The 16,732-nt window shown below is 63.9% G+C and carries 14 protein-coding genes; 4 read left to right on the top strand and 10 right to left on the bottom strand.

Features of this window, described 5'->3' with window-relative positions; all coding sequences use genetic code 11:
* The first annotated feature begins 168 nt into the window (after window positions 1-168).
* From CKO27_RS07760 to CKO27_RS07745, 4 genes are all read left to right on the top strand, one after another.
* Window positions 169-750 carry a Tll0287-like domain-containing protein gene (locus tag CKO27_RS07760; protein WP_200374308.1) on the top strand — a complete coding sequence of 194 codons (582 nt, stop codon included), beginning with the start codon at window positions 169-171 and terminating at the stop codon, window positions 748-750.
* A gap of 48 nt (window positions 751-798) precedes the next feature.
* On the top strand, window positions 799-1,305 hold the full coding sequence (locus CKO27_RS07755; protein ID WP_200374307.1) for a hypothetical protein: 507 nt from the start codon (window positions 799-801) through the stop codon (window positions 1,303-1,305).
* A 13-nt stretch (window positions 1,306-1,318) separates the two neighbouring features.
* Window positions 1,319-2,515, top strand: coding sequence for a protoporphyrinogen/coproporphyrinogen oxidase (locus CKO27_RS07750; RefSeq protein WP_200374306.1), 1,197 nt, complete (start codon window positions 1,319-1,321; stop codon window positions 2,513-2,515).
* 94 nt (window positions 2,516-2,609) lie between these two features.
* Entirely contained in the window at window positions 2,610-3,116 is a 507-nt protein-coding gene (locus tag CKO27_RS07745) for a CreA family protein (RefSeq protein ID WP_200374305.1), read from the top strand.
* 112 nt (window positions 3,117-3,228) lie between these two features.
* On the opposite strand, the gene pnp is transcribed toward CKO27_RS07745, so the two are convergent.
* The 10 genes from pnp to CKO27_RS25160 all read right to left on the bottom strand — a co-directional run bounded on the left by pnp (window position 3,229) and on the right by CKO27_RS25160 (window position 16,651).
* Window positions 3,229-5,328, bottom strand: a complete 2,100-nt coding sequence (gene pnp, locus CKO27_RS07740) for a polyribonucleotide nucleotidyltransferase (protein ID WP_200374304.1) — start codon at window positions 5,326-5,328, stop codon at window positions 3,229-3,231.
* A 184-nt stretch (window positions 5,329-5,512) separates the two neighbouring features.
* Window positions 5,513-5,782 carry a 30S ribosomal protein S15 gene (rpsO, locus tag CKO27_RS07735; protein WP_200374303.1) on the bottom strand — a complete coding sequence of 90 codons (270 nt, stop codon included), beginning with the start codon at window positions 5,780-5,782 and terminating at the stop codon, window positions 5,513-5,515.
* Window positions 5,783-5,943: 161 nt separating this feature from the next.
* Window positions 5,944-6,861: a tRNA pseudouridine(55) synthase TruB gene (gene truB / locus CKO27_RS07730; RefSeq protein ID WP_200374302.1), complete on the bottom strand. Its 918-nt coding sequence runs from the start codon at window positions 6,859-6,861 to the stop codon at window positions 5,944-5,946.
* Window positions 6,862-6,865: 4 nt separating this feature from the next.
* On the bottom strand, window positions 6,866-7,261 hold the full coding sequence (rbfA, locus tag CKO27_RS07725) for a 30S ribosome-binding factor RbfA (protein WP_200374301.1): 396 nt from the start codon (window positions 7,259-7,261) through the stop codon (window positions 6,866-6,868).
* Window positions 7,258-9,999 (bottom strand): translation initiation factor IF-2, encoded by a 2,742-nt coding sequence (infB, locus tag CKO27_RS07720; protein ID WP_200374300.1) that lies wholly within the window; start codon window positions 9,997-9,999, stop codon window positions 7,258-7,260. Before infB ends, rbfA begins: the two co-directional genes overlap by 4 nt.
* Before the next feature lie 18 nt (window positions 10,000-10,017).
* The gene (gene nusA, locus CKO27_RS07715; protein WP_200374299.1) at window positions 10,018-11,520 is read right to left on the bottom strand and encodes a transcription termination factor NusA; all 1,503 of its coding nucleotides are present in this window, start codon (window positions 11,518-11,520) and stop codon (window positions 10,018-10,020) included.
* A gap of 73 nt (window positions 11,521-11,593) precedes the next feature.
* A complete protein-coding gene (locus CKO27_RS07710; RefSeq protein WP_200374298.1) occupies window positions 11,594-12,055 on the bottom strand; it encodes a ribosome maturation factor RimP in 462 nt (153 codons plus the stop codon).
* Window positions 12,056-12,425: 370 nt separating this feature from the next.
* Window positions 12,426-13,331, bottom strand: a complete 906-nt coding sequence (locus tag CKO27_RS07705; RefSeq protein WP_200374297.1) for a polysaccharide biosynthesis tyrosine autokinase — start codon at window positions 13,329-13,331, stop codon at window positions 12,426-12,428.
* Between the two features lie 72 nt (window positions 13,332-13,403).
* On the bottom strand, window positions 13,404-14,198 hold the full coding sequence (locus CKO27_RS07700) for an SLBB domain-containing protein (RefSeq protein ID WP_200374296.1): 795 nt from the start codon (window positions 14,196-14,198) through the stop codon (window positions 13,404-13,406).
* A 338-nt stretch (window positions 14,199-14,536) separates the two neighbouring features.
* The gene (locus CKO27_RS25160) at window positions 14,537-16,651 is read right to left on the bottom strand and encodes a carbohydrate binding domain-containing protein (RefSeq protein WP_200374295.1); all 2,115 of its coding nucleotides are present in this window, start codon (window positions 16,649-16,651) and stop codon (window positions 14,537-14,539) included.
* Window positions 16,652-16,732 lie beyond the last annotated feature (81 nt).

Raw genomic sequence — 16,732 nt, 5'->3', positions numbered from 1 at the left:
CCGCCAAGCCATCCAGCCCGCCCCGCGACCGCCGGAGGCTGGCGGCTCCTTCCGGGTTTATCGTCAAGGGCGGAACTCTTCGGGTACGATCCGTCAAAGGCAGCGGGCCGGCCCAAGCGCGCCCATGATTCCGCCCCCATCAACCGAACGAACAAGGAGAAACCATCGATGAAAGTACTGACTCGACCAACCCTGGCGGCCGCTTGCGCCCTGCTGATCGCCGGCCTGGCGCATGCCGATGACAAGGCCGCCAACCCCAACGTCGACGAGGCCAAGGGCCTCATCAAGCAGTTCGCCGACCAGTTGCAGTCCGAGCTGAAAACCAGCATCAACAATGGCGGCCCAATCAAGGCGATCGAGGTCTGCCAGAAGCGCGCACCTGCCATCGCCGCCGGGCTATCGAGATCCTCGGGCTGGGAGGTCGGTCGCACGAGCCTCAAGCCCCGCAACGCCAAGCTCGGCGCGCCGGACGACTGGGAGCGCGGCGTCCTGGAGTCATTCGAGACGCGCAAGGCCAGCGGTGAGAGCGTCGAGACCATGGCGCACGCCGAGGTGGTCGAGACCGATCAGGGCCAGCGGTTCCGCTTCATGAAGGCCGTTCCGACCCAGGAGGTGTGCCTGGCCTGCCACGGCACCGAGATCAGCGAACCAGTCGCCGCGGCGCTGGACGAGCGCTATCCGCAAGACCAGGCACGCGGCTTCGCCTTGGGCGACATTCGCGGCGCCTTCAGCCTGTCCAAGCCGCTGTAAAACCTTGCATCGATCCAGGCTCCGGCCTGGATCTGGAGATGGAGCCTCATGCCAGACGCGCGATTCGACCTTCTCTTCGACGGTACGCTCAAGCCGGAAGCCGACCCAGCCGACGCCCGCCAGCGCCTGCGAGCCGTCTTCAAGCTCGACGCCGCTGGGATCGAGCGACTCTTCGGCGGCAAGCCGGTCATGATCAAGCGCGATGTCGATGCCGCGACGGCGGCTCGCTTCAAGCGGATCTTCGACGAGGCCGGGGCCATTCTCGGCCTGACCCTGATCGAGTCGAGCGAGGCCCCGGCGAACCAGCCAGCCGCCACCCATCCGCCGCAAGCACCGGGAGCGCTCCAACTCGCGCCCATGGACGGCTTTCTTGAGGAGCCCCACGAGGTTAAGATGCTCGACCTCGATACCAGTTACCTGAGTCTGGTGCCCGGTCCCGAATGGAGTCTCGAGGACTGCGAGCCGCGTCTCCCGCAGACACGGCTGCCCGACATCAGCCACCTCACGCTGGCCGACAAGGACGAGGGACCAGACGACGACCAAGACCTACGTTGATCGGCCCCTCCCCATGAGCAAAGACTTCGACCACATCGTCATCGGCGCCGGCATCAGCGGCCTGGGCGCCGCCCATTTCTCCGCCCGTCGCGGCCTGTCCACCCTGATCCTGGAATCCAGCGACCGCCTCGGTGGCTGCATCAACAGCCAGCGCTTCGAGTCGCTCGGCGGCTTCTGGACCGAGGCCGGCGGCCATACCTGCTTCAACAGCTACGGCAACATGCTGTCCATCCTCGACGACCTGGGACTGACCAGCCAGGTCCAGCCCAAGCTCAAGGTCGGCTACAAACTCTGGAAGGACGGCAAACGGCGCTCCATTCTCTCCGCCCTGCATCTGTTCGAGGCGGCTCGCTGCTTCCCCCGAATCTTCAAGGCGCCCAAGGCCGGACGCAGTGTGCGTGACTACTACGGAACCGTCCTGGGCCAGCGCAACTACCAGGATCTGCTGCGACATGCCTTCCAGGCCGTCATCTGTCAGCCGGCCGACGACTACCCGGCCGAGGCGCTGTTCCGTCGCAAGCCCCGTCGCAAGGACGTCATCAAGGCGTTCACCTTCGCCGAGGGTCTCTCGGCCATTCCAAACGCCATCGCCGCCCAGAAAGGGATCGAGACACGGACCGGACAGCGGGTCGCCGCGATCCACTCCGATGGCCCTGGGTTCCGCGTCGCGATGGCGGACGGCGCGACTCTCCGCTCCAGCTATCTGACCCTGGCGGTCCCGCCGGACGCCGCGGCCCAACTCATCCCCGATGGATTCGAGCCGGCACGCGAACTCGCCTCCGGCATCGGCGTGGCCGAGATCGAGACCCTGGTGCTGGTCTTCCGCAGGGCGGATCTGGATCTGCCACCCACCGCCGGACTGATCTCGGTGGGAGACGCCTTCTATTCGGCGGTCTCGCGCGACTTCCTGCCGGACGACGGCTATCGTGGTTTCGCCTTCCATTTCCGCCCCGGCGCGCTCGACCCGGAGTCCCAGGCGCGACGCGCCTGCGCGGCCCTGGGTGTCGACCCCGAGCGCATCGCCGCCCGCGAGTCCGTCCGGAATCGTCTGCCGGCCATGCGGCGCGGACATTTCGACCTGGTGACGCGACTGGACGCGGCACTCGCCGGCACTCGCCTGGGTCTGACCGGAAACTGGTTCCTCGGAGTGTCGATGGAAGACGCCCTGACCCGCAGCCGAAGCGAGGCCGACCGACTGTTCGGCGCCTGACCGCGACGCACGGCGATCCCGCGCGCCCGAACCGAGCAAGATCCGTCGCGATTCCATTGATCGAATTTGGCACAGCACAGAAGGAGATCGAGCGATGCGCCCCGTTCTCACGGCCCTAACCCTGATCGGACTGTCCACGACCGTCGTTGCCGAGCAGATCGGCAGCGTCTCGACCAAGTTCAAATGGATGGGACCCAACGACAAGATCGTCGTCGAGGTCTTCCAGGACGAAGGCATCCCAGGTGTCGTCTGCTACCTGAGCCGGGCCAAGACCGGCGGTGTCTCGGGCGCGGTCGGCGTCGCCGAGGATACCTCGGACGCCTCGATCGAATGCACCCAGATTGGCCCCGTCGATCTGCCGGACGACGTGCGCTCCGGCAAGCGTAATGGCGAGGAGGTCTTCAAGAAACGGACATCGCTCCTGTTCAAGAGCCTCCAGGTCGCGCGATTCTACGACGCCCCACGCCATGCCCTGGTCTACCTGAGCTACAGCGACCGCATCATCGAAGGGTCACCCAAGAACAGTATCTCGGCCGTCGCGATCCAGCCCTGGTCTCACGGCCCAGCCGTGCCGGAGCCGGAGCCAGCACCGGCCAACTGATCGGCGGGATCCATCTAGCAAGTGGCTCCCTGACCCCATCCAATCTCCAGACATGAAAAAGGGGCCGAAAGGCCCCTTTTCATATCAGGGCGTCAGTCGCGCCCTGGCCAGGCTACTCGCCCAGCTCGACCGCCTTCATGCTGAGTCGGATGCGCCCCTGCTTGTCGACTTCCAGAACCTTGACGCGAACCTGGTCGCCTTCCTTGAGCTTGTCACTCACCGACTGCACCCGCTCCTCGCAGATCTGGGAGATGTGAACCAGACCGTCACGGCCGGGCAGGATGGTGACGAAGGCGCCGAAGTCCATCAGACGGGCGACCTTGCCCTCGTAGATCTTGCCCACCTCGACGTCGGCGGTGATGAGACGAATGCGTTTCTTCGCCTCCTCGCCAGCGGTCTTGACCACGGAGAAGATCTTGACCACGCCGTCATCGTTGATGTCGATGGTGGCGCCGGTCTCCTCGGTGATGGAGCGGATCACGGAACCGCCCTTGCCGATGACGTCGCGGATCTTCTCGGGATGGATCTTGAACTCGATGATGCGTGGGGCGTGCTCGGACATCTCCGAGCGGTGCGCCTGGATCACCTTGTGCATCTCGCCGAGGATGTGCAGACGCCCCTCCTTGGCCTGAGCCAGGGCGATCTCCATGATTTCCTTGGTGATACCCTCGATCTTGATGTCCATCTGCAGGGCGTTGATGCCGCTGGTGGTGCCGGCGACCTTGAAGTCCATGTCGCCGAGGTGGTCCTCGTCACCCATGATGTCGGTCAGGACGGCGAAGCGGTCGTCCTCCTTGATCAGACCCATGGCCACGCCCGCGACCGGGGCCTTGATCGGCACGCCGGCATCCATCAGAGCCAGACTGGTACCGCAGACGCTCGCCATGGAACTGGAGCCGTTGGACTCGGTGATTTCCGAGACCACGCGCACCGAATAGGGGAACTCCTCGATGCTCGGCATCACGGCCAGCACGCCGCGCTTGGCCAGACGGCCATGACCGATCTCGCGCCGCTTGGGGCTGCCGACCCGACCCAACTCGCCGACGCAGAAGGGCGGGAAGTTATAGTGGAGCATGAAGTGCTCGCGCCGCTCGCCTTCCAGGGCATCGATAATCTGCGAGTCGCGCTCGGTTCCCAGCGTGGTGATGACGATCGCCTGGGTCTCGCCGCGGGTGAAGAGCGCGGAGCCATGGGTGCGCGGCAGGACGCCGGTGCGGATGGTGATGGGGCGCACGGTCTTGCCATCGCGGCCGTCGATGCGGGGATTGCCGGAAAGGATCGACTCGCGGACCGTCCGGGACTCCAGGGCCTCGATCGCGGCCTTGACCTGCGCCTCGCTCCAGGCGGGCGCCTCGCCGCCGCACAACTCCGCGACGATGGCGGAGCGGGCCGCGCCCAGGGCCAGGTAACGGTCCTGCTTTTCCTTGATGCGATAGGCGGTCGCGATCGGCTCGCCGCCAACGCGGGCCACCGCATCATGCAACGCCTGATCCGGTTCCTTGGGCGTCCAGGCCATCGGGGGCTTGCCGACCTCGGCCGCCAGCTCGCGGATGGCCTGGATCACGACCTGCATCTGTTCGTGGCCGAAGAGGACCGCGCCGAGCATGATCTCCTCGGAGAGCCCACGCGCCTCGGACTCCACCATGAGCACGGCCTTGTCGGTACCGGCCACGATCAGGTCCAGGTCGGAATCCGGGGTCAGACCGACCACGGCCGGGTTGAGAATGTACTCGCCATCCTTGTAACCGACCCGTGCCGCGCCGATCGGTCCGTTGAAGGGCGCACCGGCGATCGCGAGCGCGGCGGAGGCGCCGATCAGGGCGGGAATCTCTGGATTGACGGCGGGATTCAGCGACTTGACCGTGGCGATGATCTGCACCTCGCTGCAGAAACCATCGGCGAACAACGGCCGGATGGGACGGTCGATCAGCCGCGCGGTCAGGATCTCGCCTTCGCTCGGGCGCCCTTCGCGACGGAAAAAGCCGCCTGGGATGCGTCCAGCGGCATAGGTCTTTTCCTGATAGTCGACGGTCAGGGGCAGGAAATCGCGCTCCGCGCCAGGTCGTTTGTCGATCACGACCGTCACCAGGACCACGGTGTCGTCCATGTTGACCATGACAGCACCATCGGCCTGGCGCGCGATCTCGCCCGTTTCCAGCTTGACTGTCTGGTTTCCGAATTGGAACTGCTTAACGATAGGGGTGGGAATCACAGATAAATCCTCGGGGTGTTTGGGCCGCCGGGGCCGTGTGCCCTGGCGCACTCCAACCTTGGCTCGAGCCAGCGAGAAAAGGAGTGACAGCCTGTGCCGTCGACTCCGGCGACCGACCGGTCGCGGGAGCTGGCGGACGAACGGGCACCGGAGGGCCGCTCGTCCGCCGGGGGTGCGTCGCCTGTCAGCGACGCAGACCCAGACGCGCGATCAGGGCGCGATAGCGATCCAGATCCTTGCGCTTGAGATAGTCGAGCAGCTTGCGCCGGGAATTGACCATGCGCACCAGGCCGCGGCGCGAGTGATGGTCGTGCTTGTGCTCCTTGAAATGATCGGTCAGATCCAGAATCCGCGCCGTCAGCAGCGCCACCTGGACCTCGGGCGATCCGGTGTCACGCTCGCCACGCGCGTATTCATCGACGACCTTTTTCTTGTCCGCCGCAGTCATTGTCATTGGTTATCTCCTCAATAGGTTGGGACGAGAGAACGACCCTTGCCCGGCGGTCGCTACCGCCATGGCCATCCCCGACAATGACTTCAGGGAATAGGATCGGTGAAAAAATCAGTGAATTTCCGAGTGCCTCGCGGATCGGCCCGAACCACCACCAGGGGCGGCTAGATCAGACGCTTGGGCTGCACCTTCCCATCGTCGAGGATTTCCCCGACACCCAGGAACCGGGACGACTGGTCGTAGAGACGCACCAGCCCTTCGGTGGGCGCCTGGGGAACCAGGACGGCCTGTCCCTGCTGGAGATAGAAGGCGGCATCGGCCGACAGACGCACGGATGGCCAATGTCCCAACGCCGTATCCAGCGGGAGGAGCAGGGCATCCAGGCCAGCCGGGGTCTCTTCCTCGGCCAGGGCGGCGACCTGCTCGATCGACACGAAGGGCATCGCCGTCTCGTCATAGGGACCGACGCCGGTGCGCCGCAGCGCACTCACATGCCCACCACAGCCCAGTTCGCGTCCAATGTCCTCCGCCAGGGTACGGACATAGGTTCCCTTGGAGCAATGGACGTCCAGTTCGATCTCGGGCGGAGCGCAATCGAGCAAATCCAGGGCATGGATCTGGATCCGGCGTGGCTGACGCTCGACCTCGATGCCCTGTCGCGCCAGTTTGTAAAGGCGCTGCCCCTGATGCTTCACGGCGGAATACATGGGCGGCAACTGATCGATGCCACCGAGAAACTGGAGCAGAACCTGTCTGACGCGCTCCTCGGTGATGCCCTCGACCGGAACCGTCTCCACCACCTCGCCCTCGGCATCCGCCGTGGTGGTGGTCACGCCGAGCCTGACCCGAACCCGATAGCGCTTATCGGCATCCAGCAGAAAGGCGGAAAACTTGGTCGAATCGCCCAGACAGCAGGGCAGAAGCCCCGTCGCCAAGGGGTCGAGACTGCCCGTATGTCCCGCCTTGGCGGCGCGATAGTAGCGTTTGACCCGCTGCAAGGCATCATTCGAGGTGAGGCCAAGCGGTTTGTCCAGCAGTAGGATCCCGGTCACCGGGCGTCCCGGATTGCGACGACGTAACATGGTGTCAGTGCTCCCGCTCCGCGCGGGGCGAATCATCGCTGTTCGCGGTTCCAACCGCCGCGTCGATCAACGAGGACAAGCGCTCGCCGTAGCCGATCGACTCATCGTGAATGAAATGCAGGATTGGAACGGTGCGCAGACGCACCTCTTGCGCGAGCGCGTGACGCAGAAAGCCGGCGAGACGGCCATTGAGCAGACGCTCCTGCTCCTTGGGATTCTCCGCCTCTGGGAAACAGGTGAAATAGACCTTGGCATGCGCCAGATCCCTGGTCACCCGGACCTCATGCACCGTGATGTTCGCCAGCCGCGGATCCTTGACCTGGTCGCGCACCAGGACCGACAGAACCCGCTGCATCTCGGCACCGATACGCTCGGTGCGGGCGAATTCACGCTCGCTCACAGTACGCGCGCCCGCTCGGTACGCTCGAAGACTTCGATCTGGTCGCCCGGCTGTACGTCATTGTAATTCTTGACGCCGATGCCACACTCCATGCCGTGCTTGACTTCGCCGAGGTCGTCCTTGAAGCGACGCAGGGATTCCAGCGCCCCCTCGTAGATGACGACATTGTTGCGCAGCACGCGGATGGGGCTGTTGCGACGGATGACACCCTCGACCACCATGCAGCCGGCGATGGCGCCGAACTTGGATGAACGGAAGACATCGCGCACCTGGGCCAGACCGATGATCTCCTCGGTCACGATGGGGCTCAGTAGCCCGGAGATCGCCTGCTTCACCTCGTCGATCAGCTCGTAGATGATGCTGTAGTAGCGCAGATCGAGACCCTTCTCCTCCACCACCCGCCGCGCAGCGGCGTCGGCCCGGACATTGAAGCCGAGCAGGATGGCGTTGGAGGTCACAGCCAGGTTGGCGTCGGACTCGGTGATCCCGCCCACGCCGGAGGCGACGATCGCGACCCTCACCTCATCGTTGGTGAGTTTCAGCAGGCTGTCCTTGAGGGCTTCGAGACTGCCCTGCACGTCGGCCTTGATGATGAGGTTGACCGCTTTCTGCTCGCCGTCCTTGAGCTGCAGGAAGAGCTGATCGAGGCTCACGCCGCGCTGCTCGTCGAAGCGGCTCTGACGCGAACGCGCGGAGCGGAACTCGGCGACCTCGCGGGCACGCCGCTCGTCGGTCACGGTCATGACATCGTCACCCGCGTTCGGGGTTCCGGACAGACCCAGAACCTGAACCGGGATCGACGGACCGGCGGACTCGACCGGCGCGCCCGACTCGTCGAACATGGCGCGCACACGGCCATACTCGCCGCCACTGACGATGATGTCGCCGCGCCGCAGGGTGCCAGCCTGGACCAGCACGGTCGCGACCGGACCCCGTCCCTTGTCGAGACTGGACTCGACGATGGCGCCGCGCGCGGGTCCATCCCGAGGCGCCGTGAGTTCGAGCACCTCGGCCTGGAGCAGAATCGCGTCGAGCAGTTCGTCGATACCAACGCCGGTCTTGGCGGAGACCTTGACCAGCATGGTGTCGCCACCCCACTCCTCGGTCAGCACCTGGTACTGGGTGAGCTCCTGCATCACCTTGTCCGGATTGGCGTCGGGCTTGTCCATCTTATTGACGGCGACGATCAGCGGCACCCCGGCGGCGCGCGCATGCTGGATCGCCTCGGCGGTCTGCGGCATGACGCCATCGTCGGCCGCCACCACTAGGACAACGATATCCGTGACCTTGGCCCCACGGGCGCGCATGGCGGAGAAAGCCGCGTGTCCGGGGGTATCCAGGAAGGAGACCGTGCCTTTTTCGGTTTCGACGTGATAGGCGCCGATGTGCTGGGTGATGCCGCCCGCCTCGCCCGAGGCGACGCGGGTACTGCGGATATAGTCGAGCAGCGAGGTCTTGCCGTGATCGACGTGACCCATGATGGTCACGACGGGCGGACGCGGCATGGGCGTGAACTGGCCTTCCTGCTCCTGAACCTCGTCGATTAGGGTGCCCTCGGCATCCCGCTCGTCGGCGAGGATGGCCTTATGACCGAGCACCTCGACCACGATCATGGCGGTTTCGCGGTCGAGCTGCTGGTTGATGGTGACCATCATGCCCTGCTTGAAGAGCGCCTTGATCACCTCGGAGCCCTTGACCGACATGCGGTTGGCGAGTTCGGCGACCGAGAGGCTATCCGGAATCGAGACCTCGCGAACCACGGGAGACGTGGGGCGCTGGAAGACATGCTTGTCCTGAAGCTGAGGCTTGGGCGCCTTCTTCCGGCGACGCGGTCCACGACCGCCGCCCGCGCCGTCGACTTCCTCGTAATCGCTGCGGGCGGCGACTTCGATTTCACGCACCCGCACGGGTTCCTTGCGCACGACTTTCTTGGCGGCACGCTCTTTTTCGACTGGCTCGGGTGCCTTCTTGACCGCCTTCTTCGGCTTGGCGGCATCGGCGCGACGGCTGGTTTCCTCGGTCTCCTTCTCGTCGACCTGCGCGACAACCTCGGGTTCTGGCGGCTTGCGGGCCGCGGCCTCCATCTCGGCCTGATGGCGCGCGTCGGCGGCGGCGATCTCGGCGAGACGCCGGGCCTCCTCGGCCTCGCGTCGACGCACCTCGGCCTCGCGGGCCAGACGATCCTGCTCCTCGACCTCGGCGAGACGACGCGCTTCCTGCTCGGCGCGCAAGCCCTGAAGCTCGGTGCGCCGTCTTGACTCGTCGAACACCGAGCCACTTGGGCTGGAGCGCTCGCGCGAGGGACGATTACGCGGTTCGTTCGAGGAGCGGCGCGGAGCCGTGGTGGTGGGTGCCGCCGCAGGCGCGCCGGTAGCGGGCTCGTCGGCACGCTTGACGTAGGTGCGCTTGCGCCGAACCTCGACGCTCACGGTCTTGCTGCCGCGCGGCGGTGGGGGGGGTCTGACCCCGGTCGTGCTGGTACGTGGAGCCGCCGTCGGCTGACGCAGTTCGCTGACCGATTTGCGCTTGAGCGTGACCTGACTGGGCGCCGCAGCGCTCTCGTCTTCTTCCTTGCCGTGGCTGCGACGCAGATAACCGAGCAGTTGGAGCTTCTCCTGTTCCGTCAAGGTGGCATCCGCGCCACTGGCGCTGATGCCAGCCTCGTTCAATTGGGTTAGGAGTCGCTCGACCGGAATGCCGACCGTGGAGGCGAGTTGCTTGACCGTGACTTCACTCATGGACTGACTTTTGTACCTCTATTCCTCTTGGGCGTTCGCGAACCAGGGCTCGCGCGCCTTCATGATCAAGCGGGCGGCCCGCTCCTCGTCCATACCCTCGATTTCCATGAGTTCATCGACCGACTGCTCGGCGAGATCCTCCAGGGTAACGACACCTCGCTGGGCGAGCGTATCGGCGAGAGCGGCGTCCATCTCCTCCAACGACAGCAGACTCGTCTCGACCTCGTCATCGACGTCTTCTTCCGTGGCGATCGCGCGCGTGAGGAGAATATCCTTGGCGCGCTCGCGCAACATGTCGATCGTCTCGTCATCGAGCTCGTCGATCGCCTGCATCTCGGCGAGCGGGACGTAGGCTACTTCATCGACGGTCGAAAAGCCCTCCTCGACCAGCAGGGTCGCCAGAGTCTCATCGATCGCCAACTGCTCCACGAAGGTCCGCGCGAAGCGCTTCGCCTCCTGCTCGCTCTTGGTCGCGGCGTCCTGCTCGTTCATGACGTTTAGCTCCCAGCCGCTGAGCTGGGTGGCGAGCCGAACATTCTGACCGAAACGACCGATGGCCTGAGCCAGGTTCTCTTCCTTCACGGCCACGTCCATGCTGCGCGACTCCTCGTCGATGACGATCGAGACGACGTCCGCGGGGGACATGGCATTGATGACGAACTGAGCGGGATTCTCGTCCCAGAGGATGATATCTACCCGCTCGCCGTTGAGTTCGTTGGATACCGCCTGAACGCGCGAGCCGCGCATGCCGACACAGGCGCCGACCGGGTCGATCCGGGGATCGGAGGTGCGCACCGCGATCTTCGCCCGCGAGCCCGGATCGCGGGCCGCGCCGAGGATCTGGATCAACCCCTCGCCGACCTCCGGGACTTCCAGCTTGAAGAGCTCGATCAGCAACTCAGGCGCCGTGCGGCTGACGAACAACTGCGGCCCCTTCTGCTCCGAGCGCACATCGTAAAGATAGCCGCGCATGCGGTCTCCCGCCCGAACCGATTCGCGTGGAATCACCTGGTCGCGGGGTATCAGCGCCTCGGCATTGTTGCCCAGGTCCAGCAGGATGGTGCCGCGCTCGGCCTTCTTGACGATTCCGGTGACCAACTGACCCTTGCGCTCGGAGAAGGCGTCGACGATCTTGGCCCGCTCGGCGTCCCGAACCTTCTGAACGATGACCTGCTTGGCGGTCTGGGCGGCGATGCGACCGAACAGCTCCGAGTCGATCTCTTCCTCGATGAAATCGCCGACCTTGAGTTCCGGCTCCAGATACTCCGCCGCGGACTGCGTGATCTGGCGCGACGGGGCCTCCAGCACGCCCTGCTCCGGGTCCGGCACGATCTCCCAGCGCCGAAAGGTGCGATAATCCCCAGTCTTGCGGTCGATCGTCACGCGAGCCTCGATATCGCCGCCATGCTTCTTGCGGGTGGCCGAGGCCAGAGCGGCCTCGATCGCCTCGAAGATCACGCCTTCGGGGACGTCTTTCTCGTTGGAAACGGCCTCAACGACCAATAGGATCTCTTTGCTCATTCCACCAATATCCAACTTAGAACTTTACGACCCGGAACATCCAAATTCATAACCCTTTGGTGGCGCGCCCCGCTCAGAGTTCAGGCACCAGACGGGCCGACTCCACGCTCGTCAGGGGGATTTCCCAGTCGCGATCCTCCGCCCGCAGCTTGATCCGGTCACTCTCGAATCCGATCAGCACGCCTTCCAGCTTGCGCCGGCCTTCCAGCTTGTCGGCCAGTCGAATCCTCGCGCGACAACCCGCGAAGCGCTCGAAGTGCTCGGGGAAGACCAGCGGGCGATCCAGACCCGGAGAGGAAACTTCCAGGTCGTAGTGACCTGGCAGCGGATCCTCGACATCCAGAACACCGCTCAACTGGTGACTCACCGCCGTGCAATCGTCCAGGGTGATTCCGCGCTCCGGCTGATCGATGTAAACCCGCAGCGTGGCCCCGCTCCCGCCCCGCTGAAAGAACTCGACGGCGACCAGTTCGAAGCCCATGGGCTCGACGACCCGGCGCGCCAGAAGCGTGAGATGGCTGTCGGCCGGCTGCATGATTTCCACCCCGTAGAAACGAAAATTGGGCCATCGGCCCAACTTCTAACCCTGCCCGAGCGCCAGTGACAGCCAGTAGGCGCCATTTCGCGAGCGATAAAAAAACCCCGAAACGGGGCCTTATGGATGGCGATATAGGTACTTTCTAGATCCGCCTCCTCCTTAAGCACTGGAACTATACTCCCTGACCGAATGGACTTCAAGGGCGAAGGGCATCAAGGGTACGACTGCTTGGCCGGTAAACCCCAGCCATGGCGTCCGATGTCGACGGTCAAGAATGGCGCTGGATGCCACGCGGCTGGATGGCGAAGCGGCGATCCCAAGGGCGTTCGACGCCAGATGGCCGGAACGATGAGCGGGATCGCGGATTCTAGGTATTCACGAGCGTCCCGATGATATGTACGCCATTCTCGGACAGTACTTCGGCGAAATCCCTGGTCTTACTGAGTCGCGTCCGATTCTTGCGCACGATCACCAGGACGGTGTCGACGGCCGAGGCGATCATTTCGGCGTCGGGGAAGCGGGCCGCGGGGGGCGTGTCCAGAAGCACGATGTCGTAGTAGCCCTTGGCTTTTTCGATCAAGGCCGATAGCTCGCCGCGACCGAGCAAATCCGATGGATTGGGCGGTAAGGGACCGGCCGTGATGAGTGAGAAATTCTTGAAGTAGGGAACCTGACGCACGACGTCCTCGGGAGTGAAGCCGCACAAGAGCCGACTGAGACCGGGATGCTGGGAGACGCCAAAGGTCTGGTGCTGCTTGGGGTTGCGCAAATCCGCGTCGACGAGCAGCGTCTTCCAGCCGGCTTGGGCGAGACAGACCGCGAGGTTCGCGGCGATATGGCTTCTCCCATCCCCGGCCTCGGCACTGGCGACCCCCAGAACCTTGCGCCCCTCCGCGAGACATCTCGACATCAGCCGGGCGCTCAGGGCTCGCACGGTATCGGCATAGGTTCCATTCGGATGGGAAACCGTCACGAGATCCGCGCCAAAACGAACGGATGGCGTGAGCGGATTAAGATTTCCGAATTGAAGAGCCAGCGCCTGGTTCAGATCGGACGCGCTGATCATTTTCAGACGCCGGCAGGTTTCGCCGAATAACAAACCGCGCTTGGACTGCCGCTCCAGGGCCAGGTCTCTGTCACGGCTCTTAAGCAAGCCCATGGCCACCAGTATTTCGCCCAGCCGCATCCTGGAAAAACCGCCGGCGACATCGACCGGGTACTGATCGACATGGCTCGATTCGGTCAGGGATCCAGCGGATTGACCTTCCTTCATTTGCGCCTCAAGCGCATCCTTCGCCAGAATACTCTCGTGGCTTCTCATATCAGGTGGCCGTTTGATGGGAAATCAGAAAAGACTCTCTTTCACTTGAATGACATCACTGGGTTCGATCGAATGGGTCAGCTCCGCCGGCAATTGCTGCTCGACGCCATGGCTGGTCTTGCGCCTGATCTTCAGGCCACGATCGGTGCCCTTGTCGGTCAATCCACCGGCGACGGACAACGCCTGCATGACCGTCATCCCTGGCGCGAGACGATAGGCGCCTGGACGGTTGACCTCGCCATACACATAAAAAAGCTCCATCCTGGGTATGAAGATCCTGTCGCCGTCGGCCACTTTCGGCTCTGGTGTCGCGGATCGACCCTCCATGAGCGCCAACAGATCGACCACGACCCGACTTTCGGATCCACCGGCCTTGCGTGTCAGAACGGCCGTATCGCCGGCATCCTCCTTTAGGCCGCCGGCCTGCGAAACAAGGTCCATCAAGGTGCTGTCACGGGTCATCACATAGACACCGGGATTGGCGACCTGCCCCAGCATGGTGACCATCTGGCTCTGATACTTGTCGATCACGAGGCTGACTTGCGGATCCTTGACGATTTCCTTCCGCACCAGACTCTCCGCCAATCTTCGCTCGGCCTCGCGAGGCGTCAAGCCGGCGATCGACAGTTCCCCCACGGCGGGAAACCGGATACTTCCGTCCGCCGCGATCTGGGCGACGACATCCAGTTCCGGATGTCCATAGACGCTGATTCGCACGACGTCGTTCACTCCCAGCCGATAGGATTCGGCTCCCTGAACGCCAAGGGACCACAGGAAGGCGATCATCGACAGGATGAACAAAAAGTTGCTTCGCTTCATCGTTTTTCTCTGTTTCCAAAAAGGAGAAATCATGCGACGACTCCGAACCTCCTCCCTCCCAAGAAGCGAATGTGACGGTCCCTATCGAGCACGGATACACAAATCAAGATAGCACCCGCCAAACCATGATGGCAGCCGGTGTTTTACTCAACTGGGGATGACGCCTGTCCATGGCAAGTCGACGGGGACTGGATGAAGCCCGTGCGAGCGAAGGGGACGGGAATCGCGAACGACGATGCCGATCGGACATCCGCCACGGGGCCTGACGGGGCGATCTCGGCGGGTCGACCGGCGGAGCCGCCTGGCATCGGCGAGGGCCGATGCCAGGCGAGCCGGCCTTAGGGTCTTACCAGAATGGCCGCGTCATAGGGAGCGATGGTGACTTGATTGATTCTAGCCCCATTGTTGATGGCGTCCTGGCCGGCACCGCGGATGCGCTGGAGTGTCTCTCCCAGAGCAACGGTCCGCGCGGTGGGCGTGGCGTTCACCACGATGACCGCGTTCTCGTAATCACGCCGGAACACATTGGCATTGCCTTCGAACAGGTAGATCGAGTCGATCCAGACCTCGGTGTTTTCACGTCCGGTCTCGAAGCGCAGGCTGTAGTTGCCGGTGCCCGTGGCCTGGAACGTCATCACCCGGCGTACCCAGACATCGGGGATTTCCATCTTCTGGACCGATTGCCATCCCACGGCGGCCTGGATCGTGCGCGGCTCGCTCGCCTTGGCGGCGAAGGCCAGGGTGTACTGCCGCCCGGCGGTCAGACGCACCGAGGGACCGACGACCTCGGCCCCTTCCTTGGACGAGGAGTACTGCTGCTGCCGGCTGATATACAAGGCCCCCGTGCCTTCGAGGAAATCGCCCGCCGAGGTATCGCGCGTGACCGAGACGTTGCGTCCCGACCAGGATCCCAGCGTGGAATCGAAATTGCCTCCCGTGACCAGATTGCGCTCGGGCGCGAAGGCCGCGTTGTCATAGATCCGGTAGCGTGGCCCCAGCGGGTAGCCCATCCAGCCCTTGTGGCGCCGGATCGCGGACTCATTCTGGGCATTCCTGGCGATGGCTTGGCCAAAGGTCGAGGATCCGGGCGTCACGTCCACGGCGTACTCGTCATACCAGGCGTCGCGCGTGTTCCAGTTCTCTTGCGAGAAGTAGCCGTCGTTCATGAGCGCGAGGCCGAAGCTGAACCGGAAGGGGGCATTACTGGTGGGTCGCACGTCGGCCTGGTCCGGATAGGCCAGGGTCGGCATCTTGTTGGACAGCTCCGTGTACCTGGGGCCCATGCCGCGATGGTGCATGTTCTGGCTGTAGATGGACAGCTTACCGTCCAGATCCCGGTAATCCGGCACCGCGCTGGTGAAGTTGCCGCTCTTGGGAAAACCCTCCAGTTGCGTGCCGTTGAGGGAGTCATACCCGCGGGCCTCGGTCACCCCGCCGGTGATGACGACGTTCGGCAACCGCTGGCGCAGCAGGGTGTAGAAACGCTCCATTCCCTCCCCCCAGAGGTTTGTGCCGTCATCGCCGATGCCCTTGTCGAGAACCAGGTCGTTATCCACGTCCGGGAGCTTGTTATGGCCAGCCTGTTCGAGGAAATAGAAATCCGAATCGAGCAGGATTCCATCGATTCTCGCGCCCGAGACCTTACCCAGATAATCCTTGTCGTAATTCGCGGCAAGCCAAGCCGCCATGACTTCACCCAGTGTCCTGCCGCTGCCGTCGCGCGGGCTACTGGTGCTGAGGTTGTAGGCCCAGTTGAGCGGGTTCTGCGCCGGACCATTGCCCAGCACATGCTCGGCGACGATCGCGCCCGCGGGATGAGAGATCGCGCTCGACTTGTATCCACGACCACTCAACGTCAGCGTGTTGGTCGTGCGATTGACCGATTGCACCAGGGCATGCTCGGCATTTTTGAACGCCCCCGCCCCCCCATCGTAGATGACCACGTAACGGCCGGCATTGATGCGGCTGGCATCGGCCACCGTCACCGTGGTCGCCCCGGCGGTTATGGAGCCGCGCAGGGTGGTCCCTGGCGCGTAGAGCCAATGCCCCGCGTAGACATTGCATCCCTGGGTCGAAACGCCGGTTCCACCGAAGGGGATGCCGGCCCCCTGATAACAGGCGCTGGTTTCAGGCCAGCCCTGATAGTCAAACGGAGTGAAGAGGCGAAACCCTTTGACCTTGGAGTCGATGGCCTGCACGTTGCGGAGGAAATTGTACGAGAAGGCCTTGAGGTGAATGACATCGTACTTGGAGAACTGCTCGGCCGTGCCATAACCCTGGGTATCCCCCGTGCTGAGGCGCGGCCAGGGCTTGTCGTCGATGTCCGATGATAAGGATCTGGTGATGCGGTCACCCGTCTCCGCGTCCGTGAGATAGGGGTAGGCGGCCTGACTCGTTGGAATCACGAGACCATTGACCACGGCGAACAGGCCAACACCGAGCCATGTCTTCACAGCGCCTTGGACGCCAGAGCACCGATCAGCGGGATGGCGAGGGTTGGCCCCGTGCCGGGAATCTCGGCCGAGGATGGGAGT

It is taken from the genome of Thiocystis violacea (genome assembly GCF_016583575.1).
In the GTDB taxonomy this organism is placed as follows: Bacteria; Pseudomonadota; Gammaproteobacteria; order Chromatiales; family Chromatiaceae; genus Thiocystis; species Thiocystis violacea.
Note: the sequence above shows the minus strand (reverse complement) of the source record. Positions and strands in the feature narration are given on the sequence as shown.

What these genes read in the sequence shown, in the direction of transcription:
- CKO27_RS07760 (WP_200374308.1), top strand. Translation starts at nt 169, where the DNA reads ATGAAAGTACTGACTCGACCAACCCTGGCGGCCGCTTGCGCCCTGCTG.
- CKO27_RS07755 (WP_200374307.1), top strand. Translation starts at nt 799, where the DNA reads ATGCCAGACGCGCGATTCGACCTTCTCTTCGACGGTACGCTCAAGCCG.
- CKO27_RS07750 (WP_200374306.1), top strand. Translation starts at nt 1,319, where the DNA reads ATGAGCAAAGACTTCGACCACATCGTCATCGGCGCCGGCATCAGCGGC.
- CKO27_RS07745 (WP_200374305.1), top strand. Translation starts at nt 2,610, where the DNA reads ATGCGCCCCGTTCTCACGGCCCTAACCCTGATCGGACTGTCCACGACC.
- rpsO (WP_200374303.1), bottom strand. Translation starts at nt 5,782, where the DNA reads ATGACAATGACTGCGGCGGACAAGAAAAAGGTCGTCGATGAATACGCG.
- truB (WP_200374302.1), bottom strand. Translation starts at nt 6,861, where the DNA reads ATGTTACGTCGTCGCAATCCGGGACGCCCGGTGACCGGGATCCTACTG.
- infB (WP_200374300.1), bottom strand. Translation starts at nt 9,999, where the DNA reads ATGAGTGAAGTCACGGTCAAGCAACTCGCCTCCACGGTCGGCATTCCG.
- nusA (WP_200374299.1), bottom strand. Translation starts at nt 11,520, where the DNA reads ATGAGCAAAGAGATCCTATTGGTCGTTGAGGCCGTTTCCAACGAGAAA.
- CKO27_RS07710 (WP_200374298.1), bottom strand. Translation starts at nt 12,055, where the DNA reads ATGCAGCCGGCCGACAGCCATCTCACGCTTCTGGCGCGCCGGGTCGTC.
- CKO27_RS07705 (WP_200374297.1), bottom strand. Translation starts at nt 13,331, where the DNA reads ATGAAGGAAGGTCAATCCGCTGGATCCCTGACCGAATCGAGCCATGTC.
- CKO27_RS07700 (WP_200374296.1), bottom strand. Translation starts at nt 14,198, where the DNA reads ATGAAGCGAAGCAACTTTTTGTTCATCCTGTCGATGATCGCCTTCCTG.